At 68.4% G+C, this 24,003-nt stretch carries 27 protein-coding genes; 9 read left to right on the forward strand and 18 right to left on the reverse strand.

What is annotated here, in order from left to right:
- Window positions 1-115 precede the first annotated feature (115 nt).
- The 3 genes from BJP32_RS03805 to BJP32_RS03815 all read right to left on the reverse strand — a co-directional run bounded on the left by BJP32_RS03805 (window position 116) and on the right by BJP32_RS03815 (window position 3,266).
- Entirely contained in the window at window positions 116-1,291 is a 1,176-nt protein-coding gene (locus BJP32_RS03805) for an aspartate aminotransferase family protein (RefSeq protein WP_046652833.1), read from the reverse strand.
- A 134-nt stretch (window positions 1,292-1,425) separates the two neighbouring features.
- Window positions 1,426-2,340: a M20/M25/M40 family metallo-hydrolase gene (locus BJP32_RS03810; RefSeq protein ID WP_076222988.1), complete on the reverse strand. Its 915-nt coding sequence runs from the start codon at window positions 2,338-2,340 to the stop codon at window positions 1,426-1,428.
- Between the two features lie 86 nt (window positions 2,341-2,426).
- A complete protein-coding gene (locus tag BJP32_RS03815; protein ID WP_076222990.1) occupies window positions 2,427-3,266 on the reverse strand; it encodes an ABC transporter permease in 840 nt (279 codons plus the stop codon).
- Window positions 3,267-3,501: 235 nt separating this feature from the next.
- Between BJP32_RS03815 and BJP32_RS03820 the strand changes: the two genes are divergently transcribed.
- From BJP32_RS03820 to BJP32_RS03830, 3 genes are all read left to right on the forward strand, one after another.
- Entirely contained in the window at window positions 3,502-4,044 is a 543-nt protein-coding gene (locus BJP32_RS03820) for a GcrA family cell cycle regulator (RefSeq protein ID WP_076222992.1), read from the forward strand.
- A 364-nt stretch (window positions 4,045-4,408) separates the two neighbouring features.
- Window positions 4,409-4,858: a redox-sensitive transcriptional activator SoxR gene (soxR, locus tag BJP32_RS03825; RefSeq protein ID WP_003166347.1), complete on the forward strand. Its 450-nt coding sequence runs from the start codon at window positions 4,409-4,411 to the stop codon at window positions 4,856-4,858.
- 85 nt (window positions 4,859-4,943) lie between these two features.
- Window positions 4,944-6,371, forward strand: a complete 1,428-nt coding sequence (locus BJP32_RS03830) for an MFS transporter (protein ID WP_046652511.1) — start codon at window positions 4,944-4,946, stop codon at window positions 6,369-6,371.
- Here BJP32_RS03830 and apaG read toward each other — a convergent pair.
- Window positions 6,368-6,775 carry a Co2+/Mg2+ efflux protein ApaG gene (gene apaG, locus BJP32_RS03835; protein WP_046652513.1) on the reverse strand — a complete coding sequence of 136 codons (408 nt, stop codon included), beginning with the start codon at window positions 6,773-6,775 and terminating at the stop codon, window positions 6,368-6,370. The genes BJP32_RS03830 and apaG overlap by 4 nt on opposite strands.
- Before the next feature lie 93 nt (window positions 6,776-6,868).
- Here apaG and BJP32_RS03840 point away from each other — a divergent pair, with 93 nt between their 5' ends.
- A complete protein-coding gene (locus tag BJP32_RS03840; protein WP_003166349.1) occupies window positions 6,869-7,906 on the forward strand; it encodes a 2'-deoxycytidine 5'-triphosphate deaminase in 1,038 nt (345 codons plus the stop codon).
- Between the two features lie 192 nt (window positions 7,907-8,098).
- Here BJP32_RS03840 and BJP32_RS03845 read toward each other — a convergent pair whose 3' ends face one another.
- Window positions 8,099-9,367 carry an MFS transporter gene (locus tag BJP32_RS03845; protein ID WP_046652514.1) on the reverse strand — a complete coding sequence of 423 codons (1,269 nt, stop codon included), beginning with the start codon at window positions 9,365-9,367 and terminating at the stop codon, window positions 8,099-8,101.
- Window positions 9,364-9,852, reverse strand: coding sequence for a cupin domain-containing protein (locus BJP32_RS03850; protein ID WP_046652515.1), 489 nt, complete (start codon window positions 9,850-9,852; stop codon window positions 9,364-9,366). The genes BJP32_RS03845 and BJP32_RS03850 overlap by 4 nt, the downstream gene beginning before the upstream one ends.
- A gap of 50 nt (window positions 9,853-9,902) precedes the next feature.
- Here BJP32_RS03850 and dapE point away from each other — a divergent pair, with 50 nt between their 5' ends.
- From dapE to BJP32_RS03865, 3 genes are all read left to right on the forward strand, one after another.
- Window positions 9,903-11,096, forward strand: a complete 1,194-nt coding sequence (dapE, locus tag BJP32_RS03855; protein WP_046652516.1) for a succinyl-diaminopimelate desuccinylase — start codon at window positions 9,903-9,905, stop codon at window positions 11,094-11,096.
- A gap of 78 nt (window positions 11,097-11,174) precedes the next feature.
- The gene (locus tag BJP32_RS03860) at window positions 11,175-11,621 is read left to right on the forward strand and encodes a carboxymuconolactone decarboxylase family protein (protein WP_046652517.1); all 447 of its coding nucleotides are present in this window, start codon (window positions 11,175-11,177) and stop codon (window positions 11,619-11,621) included.
- A 4-nt stretch (window positions 11,622-11,625) separates the two neighbouring features.
- A complete protein-coding gene (locus tag BJP32_RS03865) occupies window positions 11,626-12,528 on the forward strand; it encodes a sigma-70 family RNA polymerase sigma factor (RefSeq protein WP_076222994.1) in 903 nt (300 codons plus the stop codon).
- Here BJP32_RS03865 and BJP32_RS03870 read toward each other — a convergent pair.
- From BJP32_RS03870 to BJP32_RS03880, 3 genes are read right to left on the reverse strand one after another with little or no spacing between them, the layout of a single operon-like run.
- Window positions 12,525-12,983: a YbaK/EbsC family protein gene (locus tag BJP32_RS03870; protein WP_046652521.1), complete on the reverse strand. Its 459-nt coding sequence runs from the start codon at window positions 12,981-12,983 to the stop codon at window positions 12,525-12,527. The two genes, BJP32_RS03865 and BJP32_RS03870, sit on opposite strands and share 4 nt — an antisense overlap.
- Window positions 12,980-13,195 carry a hypothetical protein gene (locus BJP32_RS03875; protein WP_046652522.1) on the reverse strand — a complete coding sequence of 72 codons (216 nt, stop codon included), beginning with the start codon at window positions 13,193-13,195 and terminating at the stop codon, window positions 12,980-12,982. The genes BJP32_RS03870 and BJP32_RS03875 overlap by 4 nt, the downstream gene beginning before the upstream one ends.
- A gap of 1 nt (window position 13,196) precedes the next feature.
- Entirely contained in the window at window positions 13,197-13,538 is a 342-nt protein-coding gene (locus tag BJP32_RS03880; protein ID WP_003166358.1) for a RidA family protein, read from the reverse strand.
- Window positions 13,539-13,653: 115 nt separating this feature from the next.
- Between BJP32_RS03880 and BJP32_RS03885 the strand changes: the two genes are divergently transcribed.
- Complete coding sequence (locus BJP32_RS03885; protein WP_046652523.1) at window positions 13,654-14,088, forward strand: SRPBCC domain-containing protein; 435 nt, start codon at window positions 13,654-13,656, stop codon at window positions 14,086-14,088.
- Between the two features lie 14 nt (window positions 14,089-14,102).
- Here BJP32_RS03885 and BJP32_RS03890 read toward each other — a convergent pair whose 3' ends face one another.
- From BJP32_RS03890 to BJP32_RS03930, 9 genes are all read right to left on the reverse strand, one after another.
- Window positions 14,103-15,095 carry a type II secretion system F family protein gene (locus BJP32_RS03890; RefSeq protein ID WP_003166360.1) on the reverse strand — a complete coding sequence of 331 codons (993 nt, stop codon included), beginning with the start codon at window positions 15,093-15,095 and terminating at the stop codon, window positions 14,103-14,105.
- 16 nt (window positions 15,096-15,111) lie between these two features.
- Window positions 15,112-16,095 carry a type II secretion system F family protein gene (locus tag BJP32_RS03895; protein ID WP_143255417.1) on the reverse strand — a complete coding sequence of 328 codons (984 nt, stop codon included), beginning with the start codon at window positions 16,093-16,095 and terminating at the stop codon, window positions 15,112-15,114.
- Window positions 16,096-16,100: 5 nt separating this feature from the next.
- Window positions 16,101-17,687: a CpaF family protein gene (locus tag BJP32_RS03900; protein ID WP_076222996.1), complete on the reverse strand. Its 1,587-nt coding sequence runs from the start codon at window positions 17,685-17,687 to the stop codon at window positions 16,101-16,103.
- A 4-nt stretch (window positions 17,688-17,691) separates the two neighbouring features.
- Complete coding sequence (locus BJP32_RS03905) at window positions 17,692-19,215, reverse strand: AAA family ATPase (RefSeq protein ID WP_076222997.1); 1,524 nt, start codon at window positions 19,213-19,215, stop codon at window positions 17,692-17,694.
- A complete protein-coding gene (locus BJP32_RS03910; RefSeq protein ID WP_076222998.1) occupies window positions 19,212-19,892 on the reverse strand; it encodes a CpaD family pilus assembly protein in 681 nt (226 codons plus the stop codon). The genes BJP32_RS03905 and BJP32_RS03910 overlap by 4 nt, the downstream gene beginning before the upstream one ends.
- Window positions 19,893-19,897: 5 nt before the next feature.
- Window positions 19,898-21,445 (reverse strand): type II and III secretion system protein family protein, encoded by a 1,548-nt coding sequence (locus tag BJP32_RS03915; protein ID WP_233126704.1) that lies wholly within the window; start codon window positions 21,443-21,445, stop codon window positions 19,898-19,900.
- Between the two features lie 17 nt (window positions 21,446-21,462).
- Window positions 21,463-22,395, reverse strand: a complete 933-nt coding sequence (cpaB, locus tag BJP32_RS03920; protein WP_076223000.1) for a Flp pilus assembly protein CpaB — start codon at window positions 22,393-22,395, stop codon at window positions 21,463-21,465.
- A gap of 121 nt (window positions 22,396-22,516) precedes the next feature.
- Window positions 22,517-23,029: a prepilin peptidase gene (locus tag BJP32_RS03925; protein ID WP_046652528.1), complete on the reverse strand. Its 513-nt coding sequence runs from the start codon at window positions 23,027-23,029 to the stop codon at window positions 22,517-22,519.
- 118 nt (window positions 23,030-23,147) lie between these two features.
- Window positions 23,148-23,330 carry a Flp family type IVb pilin gene (locus BJP32_RS03930; RefSeq protein ID WP_046652529.1) on the reverse strand — a complete coding sequence of 61 codons (183 nt, stop codon included), beginning with the start codon at window positions 23,328-23,330 and terminating at the stop codon, window positions 23,148-23,150.
- A 282-nt stretch (window positions 23,331-23,612) separates the two neighbouring features.
- Between BJP32_RS03930 and BJP32_RS03935 the strand changes: the two genes are divergently transcribed.
- Window positions 23,613-24,002 (forward strand): pilus assembly protein N-terminal domain-containing protein, encoded by a 390-nt coding sequence (locus BJP32_RS03935; protein WP_046652530.1) that lies wholly within the window; start codon window positions 23,613-23,615, stop codon window positions 24,000-24,002.
- Window position 24,003: the final 1 nt, after the last annotated feature.

The following is a 24,003-nucleotide window of genomic DNA, read 5'->3' on the forward strand; positions in this document are numbered from 1 at the left end:
CCGCAGGGACCGGGTGGGGGCGGCCCTGCGAAAGTCTGGAGGTAGAAGAAAGCGTCCCCACCCGGCCTCGCCTCGCGGCTCGGCCCCTCCCCATGAAGGGGAGGGAGAAACAGCGTCAGCCCGCGACCTTGGTGCGGGCGAACTCGCAGGCCTTCTCGAACTTCTCGATGGCCTCGCGGGCCTCGTCGAGGGTGATGTTCAGCGGCGGCAGGACACGGACCAGGTTGTCGCCGCCGCCGGCGACCAGCAGCCTGGCCTCGTCACGAGCCCAGCCCATGAACTCGCGGTTGTTCGGAACCAGCTTGACGCCCAGCAGCAGACCCTTGCCGCGCACCTCGACGATCACGTCAGGGAAGCGCTCCTTGAGGCCGTGCAGTTGCTGGGTCAGATAGCCGGCGACCTCATTGACGTTGTCCAGGATGGCGTCCGACGACACTTCGTCGAAGGCCGCCTGGCCGACGGCCATGGCCAGCGGGTTGCCGCCGAAGGTCGAGCCGTGCACGCCGACCGTCATGCCCTTGGCCGCCTCGGCGGTGGCCAGGCAGGCGCCGATGGGGAAGCCGCCGCCCAGGGCCTTGGCGATGGCCATGATGTCCGGCGTCATGCCAGCCCATTCGTGGGCCCACAGCTTGCCGGTCCGGCCCATGCCGCACTGGACTTCGTCGAAGATGATCAGGACGCCGTACTTGTCGGCCATCTCGCGCATCCAGCGCAGATCGGCGTCCGGCGTGGCGCGGCAGCCGCCCTCGCCCTGAACCGGCTCCAGGATGATCGCGGCCGTGTTCGGGTTCTCGAAGGCGGCGGTCAGGGCGGCCTTGTCGCCCCACTTCAGCTGATGGAAGCCTTCCATCTTGGGCCCGAAGCCCTCGGTGTAGCTGGGGTTGGCGGCGGCGTTGATGGCGCCGTAGGTGCGGCCGTGGAACGAGCCGTCGAAGCCGTAGATGTCGATGCGCTCAGGCTGGCCGTTGGCGACGTGGAATTTGCGCGCCGTCTTCAGGGCGCACTCGATCGCCTCGGTGCCCGAGTTGGTGAAGAAGACGACGTCGGCGAACGACTTCTCGCACAGGGAGTCGGCCAGGGCGTCCTGCCCCGGAATCTTGAAGATGTTGGAGACGTGCCACAGCTTCTCGGCCTGATCCTTGACCGCCTGCACCAGCTTGGGGTGGGCGTGGCCCAGGGCGTTGGTCGAGATGCCCGAGACGCAGTCCAGGTATTCCGTGCCGTCGGTGGACCAGAGGCGGACGCCCTGGCCGCGCTCCACTTCCAGCGGCGCGCGATTGTAGACACCCATCAGATGACCGGACACTTGGCAGACTCCATAAAGCGAGACGGTCCCGACGCGCCTGCGACGGGACCGCTTTGGAAAAGGGCGACGAACTTGTCGGGCGCTATTTCCGCTTAGTCAACACCGCGAGGGGCGCGAATTCAGCGCAGTTGCGCATCCAGCTTCTGGATCAGGGCCGCATAGGTCCGGCCCGCCAGGTCGATGGTATGGCCTTCGACCGCTGCGATGGCGTCGTCCTTGGAGTGGATGACGCGGAAGACCTGAGGGACGAAGCCCTCGGCCAGGCCGTTGGCCTCGCCGCCGTTGAAGGCCAGCCACATCTGGTGGGCGCCGACCTCATCCTGGAAACCGAGCGAGACCACCGGCGCGCCCGCCGCCGAGAAGGCTCGGTCGTCGGACGGCGGATATTCGGGGAAGCCGACGCACTGCTGGGCGCGCTCGGCGCACAGCTCCTGCACGGCGCGGGTGACGAAGGCCGACTGCGCCCCATTGTTCTGGCCGTACATCATGGTGTCGCCGTAGGCGGCGACGTCCGAGTTCACCACGGCCGCGATATTGGCGATCCCATGCGCCTCGATCCACTTCTTGGCGCCGATCAGGCCCAGCTCCTCCTGGTCGAAGAAGATGATGCGGATGCGGTGCGACAGCGGCGCCTCGCGCAGGATCTTGGCCGCCTCGATCAGGGCGACCACCGAGCCGGCGTTATCGACCAGACCGTCGGCCATCGTCCCGTCGCGCAGCTTCACCGCGTCGTAGTGGGCGGTCAGCAGGATCTCCTTCTCGCCCTCGCCGATGACGACGACGACGTTGGAGCCCTGCATCGGACCGGCGCGGCCGCCGCCTTCGAAGGTCTCGACCGTGGGCGCAAAGCCCTCGGCTCGCAGCTGGTTCAACAGCACCTCCAGACGCTCGGCGTTGGAGGGCTTGGCGTAGGCGCCGACCTGTGCACGCAGATCGGCGGCGCGATCCTGGGCGAAAGAGGGCGCGGCCGTCAGGCAGACGACGGCCAGGCAGGCGCCGCTCACAGCGGCTTTCAGGCGAAGGTGAAACGACATGGCGAGGCCCCTTTCGCGAGACCCCTCGCCTCGCGCTCGACGCCTTGCTTAAAGCGAAATCGGTTCAGATGCGACCGCATCTGGACTCAGCTCTTCAGCCGCCAGCCCGAACGGAACACCAGCCAGCAGGCTGCGCCCATGACCACGGTCAGCACGGCGCTCATGACCACGCCGACCATCAGGCTGCCCTCGGCATGACCGATGAAGCCCGCCCGGAAGCCGTCGATCAGGTAGAAGAAGGGATTGAACTTGCTGATGCTGGCGAAAGGCTCCGGCAGGCTGTCGACCAGGTAGAAGGTGCCCGACAGGAAGGTCATCGGCATGACCACGAAGTTCTGCACCGCCGACAGATGGTCGAACTTCTCGGACCACAGGCCCGCCAGCACGCCTACCATGCCCATCAGCAGGGAGGCGATCAGGCCGAACCAGACGATCAGGGCGATGTTGGCCAGCCCCAGCTTCGCAAACGGCATGACGCAGATCGCCGTCACCAGCCCCACCGCCACGCCGCGCGTCGCCGCGCCCAGGGTGAAGCCGACCGTCAGCTCCAGCGGGCTGAGCGGCGGAGTCAGAAAGTCGGTGGCCGTGCCCATGATCTTGGCCTGGATCAGGCTGGACGAAGCGTTGGCGAAGGCGTTCTGCAGGATCGCCATCATGATCAGGCCCGGCGCGACGAACTCGGCGAAAGGCGTGCCGTGCAGCGGCGGCCGCGCTCCCTTCAGCGCCACCACGAAGACCATCATGTAGAGCAAGGTCGTCACCACCGGCGCCGCTACCGTCTGGGCGCCCACCTTCCAGAAACGACGAACCTCCTTCAGGTAGAGAGTGCGCAGCCCCACCCAGTTGATCCCGTCATAGCGACGAGGCTGGGGCAGGCCGTGAGGTGCGGCGGAAGAGGCGTCGGAACCGGCGATCAGGTGCGTCATGCCGCCTCAGATGCGACAGCCAAGCCGGTTTCGCAAGGCGCAGCCCCTGTGGATGACGCCCAAGAAATTGAGTCAAATCGGGACATTAACCATACTAGATGTAGTTTCTGTGGACAGGTGAATTCCCACATATTGCGTGTTTTAAGGGGTGATTTACGATTAGAGGCGTGATGAGGGGCCGAAATTCAGACTCCGGCACAAGATATTGAATCCGACTTCTCCGCAGGAGGGCGACATGAACCCAGGCTGGACCGAAGACCGCGTCGGCGCGCTCAAGAAGCTGTGGCTGGAAGGCCAGTCAGCGAGCCAGATCGCCAAGGCTCTGGGCGGCGGCGTGACCCGCAACGCCGTGATCGGCAAGGTGCACCGCCTCGGCCTGTCGGGTCGGGCCGCCCCGTCGCAGCCCGCCCGCACCACCTTCCGCCCGGCCCGTCCGCGCGCCGCCGCCCCGGCCGCGCCGGTGCAGGCCCCGTCGGCCCCGCGCCGCATCGAGGCCGTGGCTCCGCGCCCCATGGTCGCCGCCGCGCCGCAAGCTTCGGTCCCGGCCCCCGCGCCGGAACTGGCGGGCACCGCCACCGTGCTGACGCTGGGCGCCCACATGTGCAAATGGCCGATCGGCGACCCCTCGACCAGCGACTTCAGCTTCTGCGGCCGTCGCGCGTCGGAAGGCGTCTACTGCGTCGAGCACGCCCGCGTCGCCTACCAGCCCCAGGTCCGCAAGAGCGCCGGCAAGGACGCCTCGTCCGACCTGGCCCGCAGCCTGCGCCGGTACATTTAAGCCTGCTATCGCTCGCCGCGCGGCGGCTCCCTGCTTGAGCAGCGGAGCCGCCGCGTCGTCGAGTTTCGGCCCTATGGCCGACACGAACGCCTCCTAAAGGGGCCGCCGTCCGCCCCGTCAGCTTCCGACGGGCTCCGGGGCGGGACTGCGGTTCATCCGGGTTGACGCAGTCCCCTCCAGGCCCTCGCCTTCGGCGGGGGTTTTTTGTTTGGCCTCACGCCGCCCTACCGCGCCTCGCGCTGCTTGAGACTTTTCGCAGCCCTACCGCGCCTCGCGCTGCTTGAGGGCTGGATTGACCGCACAGCCGACCGGTTGCGCGCCGCCGTCGCCCCCGCCATACCTCAGCCATGCTCGAGGTTTGCTCATGTCCGCGCTGAAATCGGCCCTGTCGGTCGGCGAAACGGCGCGACGCAGCGGCGTGGCCGTCTCCACCATCCACTTCTACGACGCCGAAGGCCTGATCGCGGGCTGGCGCACCGAGGGGAACCAGCGCCGCTATCCCCGCGCCGTCCTGCGCCGCATCGCCATCATCCGCATCGCCCAGCGTGCGGGCATTCCCCTGGCGACGGTGCGCGAAGCCCTGGCCGACCTGCCGCATGAGCACGCGCCCAGCGCCGCCGACTGGCGTCGTTTCTCCGAGACCTGGCGCGCCATGCTGCAGGATCGGATCACCGCCCTGACTCAGCTGCGGGACCAGATCACCAGCTGCATCGGCTGCGGCTGCCTGTCGCTGGACGAATGCCCGCTGCGCAACCCCGACGACGTGTTGAGCCTGGAGGGGCCGGGCCCGCGACATCTGATCCCGCCGGTCTGACCGAAGCGCGCTTGACCTCAAGTCTACTTGAGGTTCTACAGGCTCATCGGCTTGCGGCAGCCCCGCCGCCTCCTTGAGAGCCGATATGACCGACATACCCAACGACGCCCCGCCGGGCTGGAGTACGCTTCTGAGCGGACGCAACGGCGTCTACGCCCTGGTCCTCGCGGGCGGCGTCGTCCTGCATTCCGTCAACATCTACATCGCCACCACCGTCATGCCCTCGGCGGTGCAGGATATCGGCGGACTGGACTTCTACGCCTGGACCACGACCCTGTTCGTCTTGGCCTCCATTCTGGCGGCGGCTGTGACCGCCCCCTTTCTGCGCGCCACAGGCCCGCGCGCAGCCTATGCGGCGGCGGCCCTGATCTTCGCGGGCGGCTCGCTGATCTGCGCCCTCGCGCCCTCCATGCCGGTGATGCTGGGCGGCCGCTTCATTCAGGGGTTCGGCGGTGGCCTGCTCTACGCCCTGGCCTACGCCGTGACCCGCATCGTTTTCCTCGAGGCTCTGTGGGGCCGGGTCATCAGCGTCATTTCGGCCATGTTCGGCGTCGCCACCCTGATCGGCCCGGCTATCGGCGGTCTGTTCGCCGAGATGGACGCCTGGCGGCTGGCCTTCGGTTCCCTGATCCCGGTGGCGGGGCTGTTCATCCTGCTGGCTCTGACCGCACTGCCGGGCCGCGACGGAGCGCGAGAGGGCGGCGGCCGCCTGCCCCTGTTCCAGTTGCTCCTGCTGTCCGGCGCCGTGCTCAGCGTCTCGGCCGGAAGCCTGTCGCCGCTGCTGGCGTGGAACTTGGCCGGATTGGGCGCGGCGGTCGCCCTGGTGGTCCTGATCGCGGTGGTCGACGGACGTTCGCAGGCGCGCCTTCTGCCGCGCCGGTCCTTCAGCCTGAAGACGCCGCTGGGCGTGCTCTACCTGACCATCGCCCTGCTGATGGCGGGAATGCAGGCCGAGACATTCGTACCCTATCTGCTGCAGACCCTGCACGCCCAGTCGCCGCTGTGGGCCGGGTATCTGGCCGCCCTGATGGCCTTCGGCTGGACCTTCGCCACCCTGGCCAGCAGTCGCTGGCAGGGCGGATCGGGCACGCGCCTGCTGCTCGCCGGCCCCCTGCTGATGCTGGGCGGGCTGATCCTGATGTCGGTCTTCCTGCCGATCGAGACGGCCGGAGGCGCAGGCGTGCTGGCGGGCGTGTGTCTGGGTCTGTTCCTCGTCGGTTTCGGCATCGGCCTGGTCTGGCCGGCCCTGGTGACGCGGGTGTTCCAAAACGCCCCCGACGACGAGCGCGGCTTGACCAGCGGCGCCATGACTACGGTTCAGCTGTTCGCCATCGCCATGGGCGCGGCGGGCGCAGGCATGATCGCCAACGTCGCCGGGATCGCGACGCCCGGCGGGGTAGAAGGCGCAGCCTCGGCCGCCTTCTGGCTGTCCGCCCTCTTCGCCGCGGCTCCGATCCTGGTGCTGTTGCTGACGCCGCAGTTGTTGCGGCTGACGGCGGTGCGGCGCAGCTAGTTCAGAACGCGCCGGGGATCCGGCACGTCCAGACTGAAGGCCGGAATGGCGGCTTCGAACATCCGGCCTTCGGCGTCCTGCATGAAATAGGCGCCGACCATGGAGCCCGAGGGCGTCGTCAGCGGACAGCCCGAGGCGTAGGCGTAGCTGTCGCCCGGCTCGATCACCGGCTGTTCGCCGACCACGCCGGGGCCGCGCACCTCCTCGACCCGGCCCAGGGCGTCGGTGATGGTCCAGCGCCGGGCCACCAGCTGCACCGGGCCGCCGCTCAGATTGACGATCTCGACCTGATAGGCCCAGACCCAGCGGCTCTCAGCCGGGTCCGACTGGCCCGCCAGATAGGAGGGGCGGACGCGAACGACGACGCCTTCGGTCTCGGCGGTATAGGCAGGAGCGGAGTGCATGCGCTATATGCGTCCCGCCGTACGCGGGGTTCAAGCGTCTGTCGTCGCCGACAAGCTACACAGACGAGAAAATCCGTGTGAGAACAGGACGGCATGACCCGCTTTTCCATTCCCGACCAGCCCGGCATCCTTCCCTTCCAGGGCATTGAGACCCTGATCGCGATCGGCGCCATCGCCTCCGACACCCCGTTCGACGTCGATCAGGTCCAGCCGGCCAGCCTGGACCTGCGCCTGTCCGACCGGGCCTGGCGCGTGCGCGCCTCCTTCCTGCCCGGCCAGCGCCGCGTCGAGGAACGCATCGCCGACGTCGCCATGCACGCCATCGACCTGCCCGACAGCGGCTATGTGATGGAAAAGGGCTGCGTCTACATCGCCCGCCTGCAAGAGCGCCTCAGCCTGCCCAAGGGGCTGAACGCCCGCGCCAATCCGAAGAGCTCGACCGGCCGCGTCGACGTCTTCGTGCGCCTGCTGACCGATCAGGGCGGCAGCTTCGACGATGTGGACGAGGGCTATGACGGCCCCCTCTATCTCGAGATCGCGCCCCAGACCTTCTCCATCCTGGTCAAGCCGGGCACCCGCCTGAACCAGCTGCGTCTCAAGGCGGGGGAGCCGCCCAAGCTGGAGACCCGCAGCGTCGGCGTCGACCTGCGCGCGGGCGACAACGGCGTCGTCGGCTATCGCGGTCGCCGCCATGCGGGCGTGGTCAACATGGATCACATCGACGGCCACGACCCGCGCGACTTCTGGGAGCCGCTGACCCTGCGCCGGGGCGAACTACTGCTGGATCCGGGCGAGTTCTACATCCTGGCCTCGTCGGACGATGTGGAGATCCCGGTCGATCAGGCCGCCGAGATGACCCCGATCGACCCATCGGTCGGCGAGTTCCGCGTCCACTACGCCGGCTTCTTCGACCCCGGCTTCGGCACGGACGAGGCCCACGGCGCCGGCTCCAAGGGCGTGCTGGAAGTCCGCACCCACGACACCCCTTTCCTGCTGGAGCACGGCCAGATCGTCGCCCGACTGGTCTATGAGCCGCTGACGGAACGGCCCTCGCGCCTCTATGGCGAAGGCGGCAGCCACTACCAGAGCCAGGGTCTCAAGCTGTCGAAACACTTCCGCCCCTGGGGCTGATCTGCCCTTCTCCCCTTGAGGGAGAAGGCAGCATGCGAAGCATGACGGATGAGGGGTGACGTCGCCGCCGTTCGTCATGTCTCGCATGGAAGGCGGCGCCGCAATCGGCTGACCGCAGCGCTCACCCCCCTCATCCAAGCGCCTTGGGCGCCCACCTTCGCCCACAAGGGGAGAAGGATCATTTTGAGCGCATCAGGTCAGCCTGTTCGCCTTCCTCAGGCTGGGGAAGGTCTTGGCCCAGACCCCCGTCGCGGCCAGGGCGCCGATCCCGCCGAACACCGCCGCGCCGATCGGGCCCAGCAGGCGCACCATGACGCCCGAATAGGCCTCGCCCAGTTCGTTCGAGGCGCCGATGAACAGCATGGACACCGACGACACCCGCCCGCGCATATGATCGGGCGTGGCCAGCTGGATCAGGGTCTGGCGGATGTTGACGCTGATCATGTCCGCCGCCCCGCCCAGGAACAGCACCGCCCCTGACAGCCAGACGCTCTTGGACAAGCCGAAAATCAGGGTGCAGACGCCGAACACGGCCACCGCCCCGAACATCCACCGTCCGCCGTGGCGCACGATGGGGAAGCGGCTGAGATACAGGGCCATGATCAGCGCCCCCACCCCGAACGAGGCCCGCAGCAGGCCGAAGCCGACAGCCCCGACATGCAGGATGTCGCGCGCGAAGATCGGGGTCAGCAGGGCCACGCCCGCCAGCAGGACGACGACCAGATCCAGCGAGATCGCGCCCAGCACGATCTTGGTCTTCCACACATAGGCCAGGCCTTCCCTGACCTGCTGCACCGGACCCAGCTTAGACGGATCGACCTGCGGCTTGCCCTTGGTGCGGATCAAGATGAAGCAGGCCATCGCCGCCAGGAACAGCGCCATGGCCGAGGCGTAGGCCATCGGCACGGACACGGCGACGATGACCCCGCCCAGGGCCGGACCGGCGATGGCCCCGGTCTGGAAGGCGATGGACTGGGCGGCGATGGCGGGCGGAAGGGCCCTGCGCCCCACCACCATCGGCAGGAAGGCCTGGCTGGCCGGAGCCAGGAAGGCGCGCGCCGCGCCGAAGACGGCGGCCACCGCCAGCAGACCCCACAGCGGCGGCGAACCGTGCAGCGCCATCAGCAGGAAGGCGCCCGCGCACATGCCCTCGACGATGATCGACAGGGTGACGGTGTGCTTGCGGTCGCGCCGGTCGGCCATGGCCCCGGCGGGCAGGGTGAAGGCGAGCAACGGCAGGAACTGGCACAGCCCCACCAGCCCCAGATAGAGGCTGGCCTCCTCGATCGGACGGTCGCGCCGGGCGATCTCATAGACCTGCCACAACAGGGCCGAGGACTGGATCTGGATGCCCAGAACCGCCGCCACGCGCCCCAGCCACAACAGGCGGAAGTCGGGAATGCTCCAGGGACTGGACGGGCCGTCGTCAGGGCGAGAAGCGGAGGTATTGTCGGTCGTCACGTTCGTCTGGGCGTCTTCGGATAGGGGGTTCCGTCGCGGTGGAAATAGCGATCGGCGCCCAGAGGAGGGGCATGGGGGAGGATCATGTCGATGTCGGGATAGTCGCAGGCGTCGTCGGCCGGGCGGCGCGAGCCGACTTCCAGCAAGACCGCCTCGCGATCGCTGCGGTTCTCGATCTTGTGGCCGTTGGGGACGCCCGCCTTGAAGCCCGCACAGTCGCCGGCGCGCAGGATCGTCTCGCCCTCGTCCTCGACCAACACCACCTCACCGTCCAGCACCCAGACGAACTCGTCTTCAGCGGCGTGCCAGTGGCGCTGGCTGGACCAGGCCCCGGCGGGCAGGCGCAGCAGATTGACTCCGAACTGGTCCAGCCCGACCGCATCGCCCAGTCGCTGGCGACGGCGCGGCTTGCACGGCGCGGCGAATTCGTCCGGGTATCCGGTTCCGTTGAGGGTCGGGGCGGCGTCGATGTCGATCTTCGGCACGGTTTTCGGGCCTTCTCGCGAGTGCGGGATATGCCTAAAGCAATAGCCTCATGAACGCCGCATCACATTCCGTCATCGATCCTGTCGAACTGACCCGCGACCTGATCCGCATCCCCTCCGTCACCCCCGCCGACGAAGGGGCCATGGACGTGCTGGAGCGCGCCCTGACCGGCCTGGGCTTCGCCTGCCGCCGCATGGTGTTCGAAGGACCGAGCGGCGTCGGCCACGACGCGCGCATCGAGAACCTCTACGCCCGGCGCGGCACCGCCTCGCCCAACCTCTGCTTCGCCGGCCACACCGACGTGGTGCCGATCGGCGACCTGAAGGCCTGGAGCGCCGGCCCCTTCGAGGGCGAGACCCGCGACGGCGTCCTGTACGGCCGCGGCGCCGTGGACATGAAGGGCGGCATCGCCGCCTGGGTCGCCGCCGTCTCGCGCGTGCTGGCCCGAGACGAGATCGAAGGATCCCTGTCCTTCCTGATCACCGGCGACGAGGAAGGCCCGGCCCTGCACGGCACCAAGAGGGTGGTCCAGACTCTGGCCGCCGAGGGCGAGGTCATCGACGCCTGCGTGGTCGGAGAGCCGTCCTCGGCCCACCACCTGGGCGACATGATCAAGGTCGGGCGGCGCGGCTCGCTGAACACCTGGATCACCGTCTTCGGCAAGCAGGGCCACGTCGCCTATCCCGACCGCGCCGCCAATCCGGCCCCGGTCATCGCCCGCTTGCTGGCCCGTCTCGACGCCCACGTGCTGGATGAGGGCTACCCCGAGTTCCCGCCGTCGAACCTGGAGATCACCACCATCGACGTGGGCAATCCGGCGAGCAACATCATTCCAGCGGAGGCCAAGGCGCGGCTAAACATCCGCTTCAACCCGACCCACACCGGCGACGGCCTGATCGACTGGCTGAACCGCGAGGCGGGCGCGCTTCAGGCCGAGACGGGCTTGCGGATCGAGCTGGAGCACATGTGCTCGGGCGAGGCCTTCCTGACCGAGCCCGGCGTCTTCGTCAGCGCCGTGCAGGACGCGGTGGAAGCCGTGCTGGGCCGCCGTCCGGAAGCCTCGACCACCGGCGGCACCTCCGACGCCCGCTTCATTCGTTCACTGTGCCCGGTGCTGGAGCTGGGTCTGGTCGGCCAGACCATGCACCAGGTCGACGAGCGCGTGCCTGAGGCCGAACTGCGCGCCCTGACCGACGCCTATGAGCGCGTCATCACCACGGTGCTGGAGCGTCTGCAGCCCTGATCCGCGTGGTCATGTCACACTCCGCCGCCCTGTCTCGTCATGGAGGCGACGCGCACTCACGCTCGTAGGAGACATGACATGACCCCACGCCTCGCCAGCCCCGCCAAGGCCGCTCCCGAAGCCTATCAGGCGATGGTGCGGTTGGAACAGGCCGTCGCCGCCGGCGGCCTTGAGCACAACCTGCTGGAACTGGTGAAGATCCGCGTGTCCCAGATCAACGGCTGCGCCTATTGCCTGCACATGCACGCCGCCGACGCCCGCAAGGCGGGCGAGAGCGAGGTGCGCCTGCATCTGCTGGCGGCGTGGCGGGAATCCTCGCTGTTCAGCCCGCGCGAACGCGCCGCCCTGACCTGGGCCGAAAGCCTGACCCGCATCGAACAGACCCAGGCGTCCGATGCGGACTACGCCGTGCTCAAGGCCCAGTTCACTGAAACCGAACAGGTGAACCTGACCTTCGCCATCGGAGCGATCAACGTCTGGAACCGGCTCGCCGTCGGCTTCCGCTCGGCCCATCCGGCAGGCTAGCCGCATGTCGCGGCCTGATCCCGTCACCGAGACCTTCGAGACGCATCGGCCGCGACTGACGCGCCTGGCCTATCGCATGCTCGGCTCCCTGGCCGAGGCCGAGGACGTGGCGCAGGACGCCTGGCTGCGGTGGAGCCGCATCGACCCGGCCGAAATCCGCGAACCCGGCGCCTGGCTGACGCGCACCGCGACCCGCCTGGCGCTGGACCGGCTGAAGTCCGCCCGGATGCAGCGCGAGACCTATGTCGGCGCCTGGCTGCCCGAGCCCCTGATCACCGAGCCTGCGTCAGGCGTCGAGGAATTCGCCGATGACCTGACCCTGTCGCTGATGACGGCGATGGAGCGTCTGTCGCCGCTGGAGCGCGCGGCCTTTCTGCTGCACGACGTCTTCGATGTCGGCTTTGACGAGGTGGCGACGACCCTTGAGCGCGACCCTGTTTCCGTCCGGCAGCTGGCCAGCCGCGCACGTCGCCATATCCAGGCCGCCCGCCCCCGCTACGCCGTCGAACCCGAGGAGGGCGAGCGTCTCGCCCGCGCCTTCTTCGAGGCGGCGAAAACCGGCGACACCGCCGCTCTCGGCGCCCTTCTGGCGGACGAGGCGACGCTGAGATCGGACGGCGGCGGCAAGGTCATCGCCTTCCACAACGCCATCCACGGCGCGCCGAAACTGCTGCGCCTCTATGCCGGGCTACATCGCAAATACGGTCACGAGGGCTCTGAAATGGTCCGGCCGCTCTGGATCGACGGCCTGCCCGGCTATGTCAGCCTGGAACGCGGGCGGATTCTACAAACCACGGCGCTGAACATCGCTCAGGGGCGGATCGTCGAAGTCTTCATCACCCGCAACCCGGACAAGCTGGCGCGCATCGCCGCCCTGTTGGACGCGTCGCCGCTCGCCTCGACCTAGCGGCAGGCGTCGACCCACGCGGCGCCCGTCAGTTCGAGCATCCGGTCGGGGCTGATGCGGACGGCCGCGTGGATGTCTCCCGCCGCCGGGATCACCACGTCCCAGGCCTTCAGCGAGACATCGCAATAGACCGGCAAGGACGTCGCCAGGCCGAAGGGGCAGACGCCGCCGACCGGATGGCCGGTCACGCCTTCGACCTCGGCGAGGTCCAGCATTTTCACCTTGCCGCCGAAGGCCGCCTTGGCCTTGGCGTTGTCCAGCCGCGCATCGCCCGCCGTGACCAGAAGGACGGTGCGGTCGCCCGCCTGCAGCGACAGGGTCTTGGCGATCTGGCCGGGTTCGACGCCGTGGGCCGCGGCGGCTTCGGCCACGGTGGCCGTGCTGACGTCCAGTTCGATGACCGCGATGTCCGGCGCCCGCTCCGCGAAGAAGGCCCGGACGCTGGCCAGGCTCACGCCTCGCCCGCCGCTTCCAGCCGCGCGATGCGGCGGTCCATGTCGGCGACCTGATCCTTCAGCCGCTGCGCCTCGGACGCCATGTCGACCGGAGCGCCGTCGTCATAGGTCAGCTGCGCCCCCTTCTCGATCAGGTCGAGGCGGTAAAGGGCGGTGACGCGGGTCGCCTTGAACCGCTCCAGCTCGCTCTGGTTCGAGATGACGCGCGCCATGTCAGCGCGCCGCCACGACGATGACCTCGACCAGGTAGTCGGGCGTCGCCAGCTTGGCCTCGCAGGTGGCGCGGGCGGGCGGGTTCGCCGGATCGACCCAGGCGTCCCAAACGCCGTTCATCGCCTCGAAATCGGCGATGTCGGCCAGCCAGACCTGGGCCGACAGGATCTTCGACTTGTCGCTGCCGCACTCGGCCAAGATCGCCTCGACCTCGGCCAGGGCGGTGCGCGTCTGGGCGGCGACGTCCTCGCCCGGCTCGCCGACCTGTCCGGCCAGGTAGATGGTCTGGCCGTGGATCACGGCCTGGCTCATGCGGCTGTCGGGCTGGATGCGGGTGATCATGACGGCTCCTTGCGCTGAGGCTCGGACTTAACGCGGCGGGACGAAGGCTCCAAGGACAAACGCCGGGCGCCTCTGCGTCTTCCTAAACGCAAAAAGCCGTGTCACAGGAAGCGCCATGGAAACGATCCGCATCGAGAACCGCATCGGCGTGCGCGCCACGGCCGAACGCCTCTGGGAGGTGCTGACGGACTTCGGCGGCTGGAACCGCTGGAACCCGCACGAGGTCGAGGTCGAAGGCGCCCTGGGCTTCGGCGCGCCGATCAGCCTGACGGAACGCCTGCCCGACCTGGGCGAGCGTCAGGTTCAGGCGCAGCTGGGCGAATGGGAGCCCAACGCCCAGTTGGTCTGGATCGAGCGCCGCGGCTTCTTGTTCCGCACCCTGCGCTACTATGAGATCGAGGAGCTGGAGCGCGGGGCCTGCATCGTGTCGCACGGCACGGTCTTCACGGGCCTGCGCGCCGAGCTGTTCCACGACAAGCATCGCGCCCGCATCCGCCCCGCCTATCAGGCCATCAGCGAGGCCCTGAAGCGGACCGCCGAAGAGGGCTGAGACGTCCCAGCCCCTCAGCCGCCCTTCATCATGTCCTGGATGTTGATGATGGCCGGGCCCAGGATGACGACGAACAGCACCGGCAGGAAGAACAGGATCATCGGCACGGTCAGCTTGGCCGGAAGGGCCGCGGCCTTCTTCTCGGCGGCGGACAGGCGCAGCTCGCGGTTCTCCTTGGCCATGACGCGCAAGGCGGAGCCCAGCGGCGTGCCGTAGGTCTCGGCCTGGGTCATGGCCGTAGCCACGGCCTTGATGCCCGGATGCTGCGTCCGCTTGGCCATCCCCTCATAGGCCATGCGCCGGTCCGGCAAATAGCTCAGCTCGGCCGACAGCAGCGACAGCTCCTCGGCCAGTTCGATCGACTGGCCGCCGACCTCCTGGCTGACCTTCTGGATCGCCGCCTCGATCGACATGCCGGACTCCACGCAGATCAACAGCAGATCGAGCGAATCCGGGAAGGCCGCCATGATCGAGGCCCGCCGCTTGTCGATCATGTTCTTCAGATAGATGTTCGGCGCATAGAAGCCGACGCCCGCCGCCATCACCACCATGGCGACCTGAGTCATCATCGGCAGGTCCGGCTTGACCACGACGAACAGATAGAAGGCCGTCAGCGCCATCAGGATGAAGGGCGTGGCGAAGCGGAAGAAGTAGAAGGTGTTCAGCGGACCGGGCCCCCGGAAACCCGCCTGGATCATGTTGTCGGCGACCTTGGGGTCTTCCAGCAGCTTCATCAGGTTCAGGCGCGCGACCACGCGACTGCGGAAACTGTCGTCGGTCCGGCGCAGGCTGGAGGCTTCGTTCCCCGCGCCGCCGCGCATGGCCTGGCGCGAGCGGCGACGCAGCTCCTCGCGGCGTTCGGCCACGGCCTTCATCCGCTTGTCCAGCCGCGCGCCGCCGCCGACGAAGGACGACAGCAGGGTCAGGACGCTGGCGAAGACCGCCACGCCGACCCCGATGCTCAGCAGGTTCTGCGGGTCGGTGATGAAGCGCATGAAACCGTTCACGATCGTCGCCTCCGCCTCAGAACTTGAAGGAGATCATGCGCTTCATCACGAAGACGCCGGTCGCCATCCACAGGGCCGCCCCCATCAGCATGACCTGGCCGCGGATGTCGGTGAACATCAGCATCATGTAGCTGGGGTTGGACAGCATCACGAGGATCATCACCGCCGGCGGCAGGGAGGCGATGATGCCCGCCGAGGCGATGGCCTCGGACGACAGGGCCTTGATCTTCTCGACCATCATCCGCCGGGCGCGCAGCACCGTAGTCAGATTGCCCAACGCCTCGGCCAGGTTGCCGCCCGACTTCTGCTGAATGGCGATGACGATGGCGAAGAATTTCAGCTCCGGCGTCGGCATGCGCTCATACATCTTGTCCAGGGCCTGAGCGAGCGTCAGCCCCACCCCCATGCCCTCGACCAGGGTGCGGAACTCGCCGGCCAGCGGCTCGGGGCTCTCGCGAGCGATGATCTTGAAACAGTCATGGACCGGCAGGCCGGTCTTGATGCCGCGCACCAGGATGTCGATCGCATCGGCGAAGGCGAGAGAGAATTTCTTCATCCGCGCCTTGGCCTTCATGCCGATGATCCAGCGCGGAAGACCCAGACCCGCCGCCACGCCGACGCCCAGGACGATGATGATGTTCGCCCCCAGGACGAAGGCCAGCAGCGCCCCGACCAGGCCTGCGGCCACGCTTATGATGACGAAAGTCCGCACCGACAGGCTCAGTCCAGCCTGTTTCAGCTTGGCCCCCATGGTCATGCGCGCCTTGCGCTCGCGTCGATCGACCTCCTGAAGCTGCAGCAGGATCTGCTTGCGGCGCGCCTCGGGCGTATTGGCCGCAGCCGCGCGCTTGGCGCTGGCCGCCGCCTCGGCCCGCACCCCGCCCATGGTCTTGGCCCGCTTGACCGCCTGGCTCGAGGAATCGTCGCCGCCGACCAGCACCCAGCCGACGCCGCCGATGGTGATGAAGGCCAGGACCGCCGCCAGGATGGAAAGCAGCATCGTCCCTACTCCGCCGCGTCCAGGGCTTCGGCCAGTTCCCGCTCCAGCCCATAATAGCGGGCGCGATCCCAGAAGCGCGGGCGCGCGATGCCGGTCGAACGGTGGCGGCCGGTGATCTTGCCGTTCGCGTCCTCGCCGGTGATGTCGTAAACGAACAGATCCTGGGTGACGATGACGTCGCCCTCCAGCCCCACCACCTCGGTGATGTGGGTGATGCGGCGCGAGCCGTCGCGCAGGCGCGCGGCCTGGACGATGACGTCGATCGAGCCGACGATCATCTCGCGGATCGTCTTGGACGGCAGGCCGTAGCCGCCCATGGTGATCATCGATTCCATCCGGCTGATGGCTTCGCGCGGGGAGTTGGCGTGCAGCGTCCCCATCGAGCCATCGTGGCCGGTGTTCATAGCCTGCAGCAGGTCGAAGGCCTCGGGTCCGCGGACCTCGCCGACGATGATGCGTTCGGGGCGCATGCGCAGACAGTTCTTCACCAGGTCGCGCATGGTGATCTGGCCCTGGCCCTCCAGGTTCGGCGGCCGGGTCTCCAGACGCACGACGTGCGGCTGCTGCAGCTGCAGTTCGGCGGCGTCCTCGCAGGTGATGACGCGCTCGGTCGGGTCGATGAAGGCCGTCAGGGTGTTGAGCAGGGTCGTCTTGCCCGAGCCCGTACCGCCCGAGATGACCAGATTGCATCGCGATGCGCCGATGACGCCCAGGACGCGCGCGCCCTCGGGACTGATGGAGGCGTACTCCACCAGATTGCGCATTGTCAGCTTGTCCTTCTTGAACTTGCGGATCGTCAGCGTCGGGCCGTCGATGGCCAGGGGCGGGGCGATGACGTTGACCCGGCTGCCGTCGGGCAGGCGGGCGTCGCAGATGGGGCTGGCCTCGTCGACGCGGCGGCCGACCTGGGACACGATCCGCTGACAGATGTTCATCAGCTGGCCGTTGTCGCGGAAGCGGACATTGGTCAGCTGAACCTTGCCGCCGACCTCGATGAAGACCCGACCGGCGCCGTTGACCATGATGTCGGCGATGTCGTCGCGCGCCAGCAGCGGCTCCAGCGGCCCATAGCCCAGCACGTCGTTCAGGATGTCCTGAACCAGGTGCTCCTGCTCGGCCACCGACATGGAGACGTTCTTGATCGCCACCAGTTCGGCGACGATGTCGCGGATCTCCTCGGACGCCGCCTTCTGATCCAGCTGCGCCAGCTGGGCCAGGTCGATGGTGTTCATTAGGGCGTTGAAGATGGTGGTCTTCGTCGCGTGATAATAGTCGCTCTGCTCGCGCACGATCTCGGCGACGGCCTGGGCCTTTTTCAGCTGCTCCAGGCCCGGCGTGGCGCGAGGCCCCGCACTCGAAGGGGCGCTCGACGCAGGCTCGGGCTTGCGGCCGAGCAATCCGTCCAGGGCGTCCAGCCGATCGCTGCGCGGCGCGGCGGCGACGGGCGGCGGCGTCAGAGGATCAAGGTCTTCGGCCGAGAAACCGTCCACCGGCTCGGGCGCGCGGCGCGCCGGCGCCTCCGGCGCGGGGGCCGGCGCGGGGCGGGGCGCGGCGGGAGCCAGACCCGGCTGTGCTGTCCGCTTGCCGAACACGGCCTCAGGACTTCTTGCTGAACAGGGAGCCGAGCAGCGAGCCGCCGCCCTTGGCGGCCGGCTTGGCGCGGCCCGGCGCGCGCGTCGTCGCGGCCGGCAGCTCTCGGCGCGAGACGATCTGGGCCAGGGTCTCGAAGGCCTCGGCCGCCTTGGTCTTGGCGGCGGCGTCGACGATCATCTGGCCGTTGTTGGCGGCCGCGCCGAACACCTTGGCGTCGAAGGGAATGCTGAGGCTGGGATGGACGCCCAGGGCCGCGCCGAAATCCTTGGCCGGAATCTCGGGCCGCCCCGGTATGCCCACCTGGTTCAGCACCAGGCGCGGCGGGGCGTCGTTGGGGCGCCCCTGCTTGATCAGGTCGATCATGTTCTTGGCGTTGCGCAGCGAGGCCAGGTCCGGCGTCGCCACCACCACCACCTCGTCGGCCGCGATCAGCGCCCGGCGCATCCAGCCCGACCACAGGTGCGGCAGGTCCAGCACCACGAAGGGCGCGGTCGCCCGGATGCGGGTGGTGACTTCCTCAAAGGCCTCGGCGCCGATGTCCCAGTCGGTCTCCAGCGTCGCGGGCGCGGCGAACAGGCTCAGCTTGTCGGTGCAGCGGACCATCATCCGGTCCAGCAGGGTGGGGTCCAGGCGATCCGGCTGGTTCAGGGCGTCGGCCACCCCGTTCAGGGGATCCTGGTTGAAGTCCAGCCCCGCCGTGCCGAACGGCAGATCATAGTCGACGATGACGGTGTTGACGCCGATCCGTTCGCTCATCGCATAGGCGGTGTTGTGCGCCACGGCCGAGGCGCCCGCCCCGCCGCGCGCGCCGACGAACGCGATGGTCCGGCCGACGAAGGGCTGGGCCGGATCGGCGAACAGGCCCCCGATGGCCGCGATCAACTGCAGCGGCTGCACCGGCGCCACCAGATATTCGCTGACGCCCCGCCGCATCAGCTCGCGGAACAGCAGGATGTCGTTGGTCGCGCCGATGATGACGACCTTGGTGCCCGCGTCGCAGACCTGGGCCAACTGATCGATCTCGACCAGCAGATCCTGCGGCGCCTTCAGGCTCTCGACGATGATCAGGGGCGGCGTCGGCTCGGCCTGATAGGCCTCGATCGCCGCCTGGACGCCGCCGAGGCGGATCTGGGTTGTGGCGCGGGCCATGCGGCGGTCCTGGCCCGCGCGCTCGGCGGCGGCGGCCGTGTCCTGGCGCTCGGCGAAGATGTGCACCCCGATGCGCGGGATCGACACCTCGACCGAGGCCGGCCCGCCCATCGTCAGCGCCGTCGACGTCTCGACCGCGGGCATGGCGGCCATCACGGGCGGCGCGACGGCGGCGGAAGGCGTCGACCTATTCATCGCCGCCTCGGTTTCGGTCCGCATCCGCCCGACCGGATCGAAGGCGTCCGCCGCCTGTCCCGAGGCCGAAGGCGCGGGCGTCCCGGCGCCGGTCGGATGCAGATCCATGAACTCGTCATCGAGATCGAAGCCGTCCAGGGCGTCGAAATCCTGAGAAGGAAAGGGCTTGGGCGCCGTCGTCATTGCACAGCCTGTGAAATCTTGGTCTGCGACAACAGGGTCTCGCGCTGGGCGGAGGTCTGTTCGCCCTTACGATAGGCGTCGAACACCACCGAGCGACGACCGGAATCGGCCGGGATCATGGCGCGCGGGGCGACGATGTCGCGCGGATCGGCGATCTGGGCGGCCAGATTGGCGGTGACGGCGCAGCCGAAGTTGGAAGCCGACTGATTGTCGCCGGTGCGGCCCAGATTGCCCCACTGGGTTCCGCACTGAGGCACCACCGCGCGCACCGTTTCGAAGCCGACCAGCACCGGCGCCCTGGGGTCCGGTGCGGCGTAGCCGACCAGTTGAATGCGCTCGCCGGGCACGCCCGCCGCCTCGAACGCCGCCTTGACGTTCCAGGCCGCCTGGGCCGCCACGGGATCCCCGCCCGCCGGGGCCTCGATCACCAGGACCGGCGCGCCTTCCATGGCGAAGCGCCCGACCAGGGCGTCCAGCGCCGCGCTCTGATTGGCCGACAGGCCCGTCTCGTGCACGGCCAGGGCGATGCGGTCCAGGCCTGGCTCGACCTGCAGGCTGAAGCGCGAGGTGGGGGTCAGCGGCGGCTCCCCGCCCAGGCCGGCCGGGCCGCCGACGCAGGCCGACAACGCCAGGCTCAGGCTCAGAACGGCGGCGGAGATGGAGGCGGTGCGGATCATGGCGCTCACTCGATCACATAGCCGACAGGGCCGCGCCATCCGGCGCCCGGCTGCGCCGCCGGAGCGGGCGAGCCGTAGACCTGGTTCAACTGGCCGAAGAAGATGGTCTGGGCGTCCTGGGCGATGCGCAGGCCGTCAGCGGGCGTCTGCATCCGATCCGGCGAGGTCGGGTTGACGATGTAGGGTTCGACGATGACCACCAGTTCGGTCTCGCCCATCACATAGTCGCGCGAGCGGAACAGCTGGCCCAGCACCGGCAGATTGGTCATGCCCGGCAGGGCGTCGATCGCCTGACGCGTCGATTCCTGCAGCAAGCCGGCGATCATCATCGACCCGCCCGAGGGCAGTTCAATGGTGTTCTCGCTGCGCCGCACCGTCAGGCCCGGCAGGGTGATCGAGGACGGCGTGCCCGCGCCGATGGTCAGACCGCCGTTAGGCGTCAGCTCCGACACCTCGACCTTGACCTGCAGGCTGATGCGCCCTTCCGACAGAACCACCGGCCGGAACGACAGGCCCACGCCGTAGGGCTTGTACTCGACTGTAATCTGGCCTTCGCGGTCGCGCCCGGCGGGCACGGGGAACTCGCCCCCGGCCAGGAAGCTGGCCGCCTCGCCATTGACCGACGTCAGATTGGGCTCGGCCAGCGTCCGCACCAGACCGACGCGCTCGAAGGCCTTGAGCATGGCCTCGCCCTTGTTCAGCCCATCCGAGCCGGGGCCGGTGCCGGGCTTGGCGGTGTCCCAGTTGGAGGGGTCGCCGGTGCTGCCGTCAACCGTGACCGGACACATGGCGCCCTCGGGCCAGCCGGGGCCGACACAGGGCACCTGCATCTGGAAATTCTTGGTGGTGTCGCGCGCGATCCCGCCGGCCAGACCGCCCAGGAATGAGCCGTTCACGCCCCAGGTGGCGCTGTTGCCCAACAGCCATTGAGTGTCGCCGACACGGCCGATCACCGCCTGGGTGTCGAATCCGAGCTGCTTGATGGCGTTGCGCTGCACCTCGACCACGCGCACCTTCAGCGTCACCTGATCCGATCCGGCGACGGCGATCATGTTCATGACCTTTTCTGGCGCGCTGACGAAGGCGCGGGCCACCTGGGCGGCGCGTTCGGCCTCCAGCGGGCTGGCCGCCACGCCGGTCAGAATGATGCTGTCGTTGACCGCCTCGGCGCGCACGTTCGAGCCCGGCGCCACACGCGCCAGGGTGTCCTGAAGCGCGCTGACGCCCGCGTCCACGCGCACTCGCAGCGCCAGGATGGTGCGTCCGCTCGCATCCAGGAAGACGGCGTCCGTCTCGCCGCCCGCCAGGCCGATCATGGTGATCCGGCGCGGCGAATGCAGCATGGCTTCGGCCACGGTCGGGTTGGAGATGATGACGTCGCGCGCATCGGCCGGCAGGTCGACGGCGAAGGAGGTTCCGCGCGGCAGGTTGACCATCTGCGGGGCCGAGCCTGCGGTGATGGCGGCGCGCGTCTGGGCGCGAGCGCCGTCCGACGCCGCAGAGCCGCCCAGCGCGATCAGGGCGGCGCAGGCGGCGAAAGCGAAACGATTCATGCCCGATAGTCCCGTCTTCATGGCACCGCCACCGTCTCGGCCTGGCCTTCGCGATAGACGCGCACGACCGAGCCTCCGCCGCTCGTCGCGCGGCCGCGCACCGCCCCCGGCACATGGCCCGACGGTCCGGCCGTATCGGCATAGGAGCGCAACACCAGCGACAGTTCGCCCTCGGACTTGGCCAGGGCCAGGACTTCGGCGTCGCGGCCCGTCAGCTCCAGCGTCGCGGTGGCGCCGACGACCGCCTGCTCGTCCTCGGCGGCGCGGGTGCTCTGGTCGATGGCCAGAACCTTGACGTTGCGCATCACCGTGGCGGCTGAATATTTGGTCCCGCCGTCGTCGCCCGAGCCCTTGACCTCGCGCGTCAGCAGGACGTCCACACGGTCGCCAGGCAGGATGAAGCCGCCCGCCGCCGTCTCGACCGTCACGCGGATCGCCATGGCCCGCATGCCCGGCTCCAGATAGGCGGCCATGTAGCCGCTGTCCCCGGCGCGCACGATCTTGCGCGCCACCAGAGGCTCTCCGGCCAGAATAGGTTCGCGCACCACGGCGCCGATGTAGTCGGACTTGGCCCCCGGCGTGTTCAGTTCGGCGACGGCCTTCATGGCCTTGTCCACCGTTGTGCTTTTGGCGTCGCCCGCGCCCTCGACGGCCGCGTTCTCGGCGGCGGCGCCCTCGGCCTTGGACGGCGGCGGCGGACCGTCGGTGATGAAAAGGGGATTGAGTTCGTCGGCCGGCCAGTCTTTCCAGCTCAGATCCGCATCGACCAGACGACGGCCCGGCTCCAGGTCGCGCGCCGCGACCAGCACCTTGGCCATGGGCCCCGTCTCGACGGCGGCGGTGGCGGTCGCCGTCGGCTGTCCCGACGAGCCCATGGCGCGCACGACCAGCGCCAGACCGATGGCCGCGAGGGCTGCAATACAGATGACGGCGATCTTGGCGGGTTTCATCCAGTGTCTCCGGCAGACGCGATCGCGCGAACCCGGATGATCCGCCCCCTGCCTGTCAGGGATAATGGCTCGTCATGGTTAACGCGCCCCTAAGCTGGGCCGCCCTTGACGAACGACGTCATCAGCCGGCGATGTAAGCCGTAATCAGCGGGCTGGACGGATAGGCCAACAGGGCGCCGATGGCGATGGCGACCCCATAGGGAATGTCGCCCTTGGGCTGCATCAAGCGCATGACCCAGCCTGGGCCGGTCTGGGCGAAAAAGGGCAGATGGCTGCGCGCCGTCATCAGCAGCAGACAGAAGCCGCCGCCGACCAACGCTGTATAAAGAACAAACGGCACGCCGCCCGAGACGCCCATCCACAGCATGGAGGCGGCCAACAGCTTGGCGTCGCCGCCGCCGATCCAGTTCGCCGCGAACATGCCCATGCCGACGACGAGCATAGCGATCGCCAGACCGACCGAAGCGCCCACCACGCCGAGCGGCAACCCCAGGGCGAACGCCGCTGGGAAAAAGGCGACGATCAACACCGCCGAGATCCAGTTCGGGATCTTCATGGTGGTCAGATCATGGAGGGCCGCAATGACCGCCAGAACGGGCAAGATCACCACAACAGCAGAGAATATGACGCTCATGCCCAAACGATACACCCGAGAACTTAAGACGTAGTTTCTTGATCGGCAGCAAACTTCAGCCAAAAGTAAAAACGGCCGGAGCGATCCGCTCCGGCCGTCTTCATCGTTCTTGAGCGTATCAGCCGCCCGTCGGCGGGCTCGCCATGTCGTCCTTCACCTTCTCAAAGGTGCCTTTGAGCTGAGTGCCCAGGGCGGCGACGGCGCCGATGATGACAACCGCGATCAGAGCAGCGATCAGGCCGTATTCGATGGCCGTGGCGCCGGATTCGTCTTTGGCGAAGCGCGTGATGAAGTTACGCATATTGTGTCTTCCTTCTTTCAGTAACGAGCAGATGACCCACTATCAGGGTCGTCGGTTTTGCCCGCTTGACCCCCGTTTGCATGGAGACAATGCGCCGCCGCCCCTTAAGAGCGAGTAAAATCTCGGCGCCGCTGCGCAATATTGATGGTTACTTTCTCGTTTACTAGATTTCATGGCTGAGTTCGGCCCAAGCGGAGAATTTCAGGGTTTCTTGACCTTTGCCGGTCAGGTTCGCGTACGGCGCTCGCGCGCGCCTGTTCTGATCCTCACGGAGGCCCCGCCATGCGCCCAGCTTCTCTTCTCGCCGGCCTGACCGCGACGCTCGCGCTCGCCATGCCCGCCCTCGCGCAAGAGCGCCCGCTCGACGTCAAGCTGGACCAGGCGACGCAAGTGCGGCTTCGCGCTCCAGCTGGGTCGGTGATCGTGGCCAATCCGCGCATCGCCGACGTCGCCGTGACCGACGCCCGCACCCTGTTCATCACCGGCAAGAGCTACGGCCTGACCGAGATCATCGCCGTCGACGCCCTGGGCCGCCCCCTGTTCCAACGCCAGGTGGCCGTCAGCCCCGGCGAAACCGGCTCGGTGCGCGTCTGGCGCGGCGGCGAAGCGGTGGAAGTCGCTTGCGGAGCCCGCTGCGCGCCCGTCGCCGCCCGCCCGTCCACGGCCCCCTGAT

The organism is Brevundimonas sp. ZS04 (assembly GCF_001956865.1).
GTDB classification, from domain to species: domain Bacteria; phylum Pseudomonadota; class Alphaproteobacteria; order Caulobacterales; family Caulobacteraceae; genus Brevundimonas; species Brevundimonas diminuta.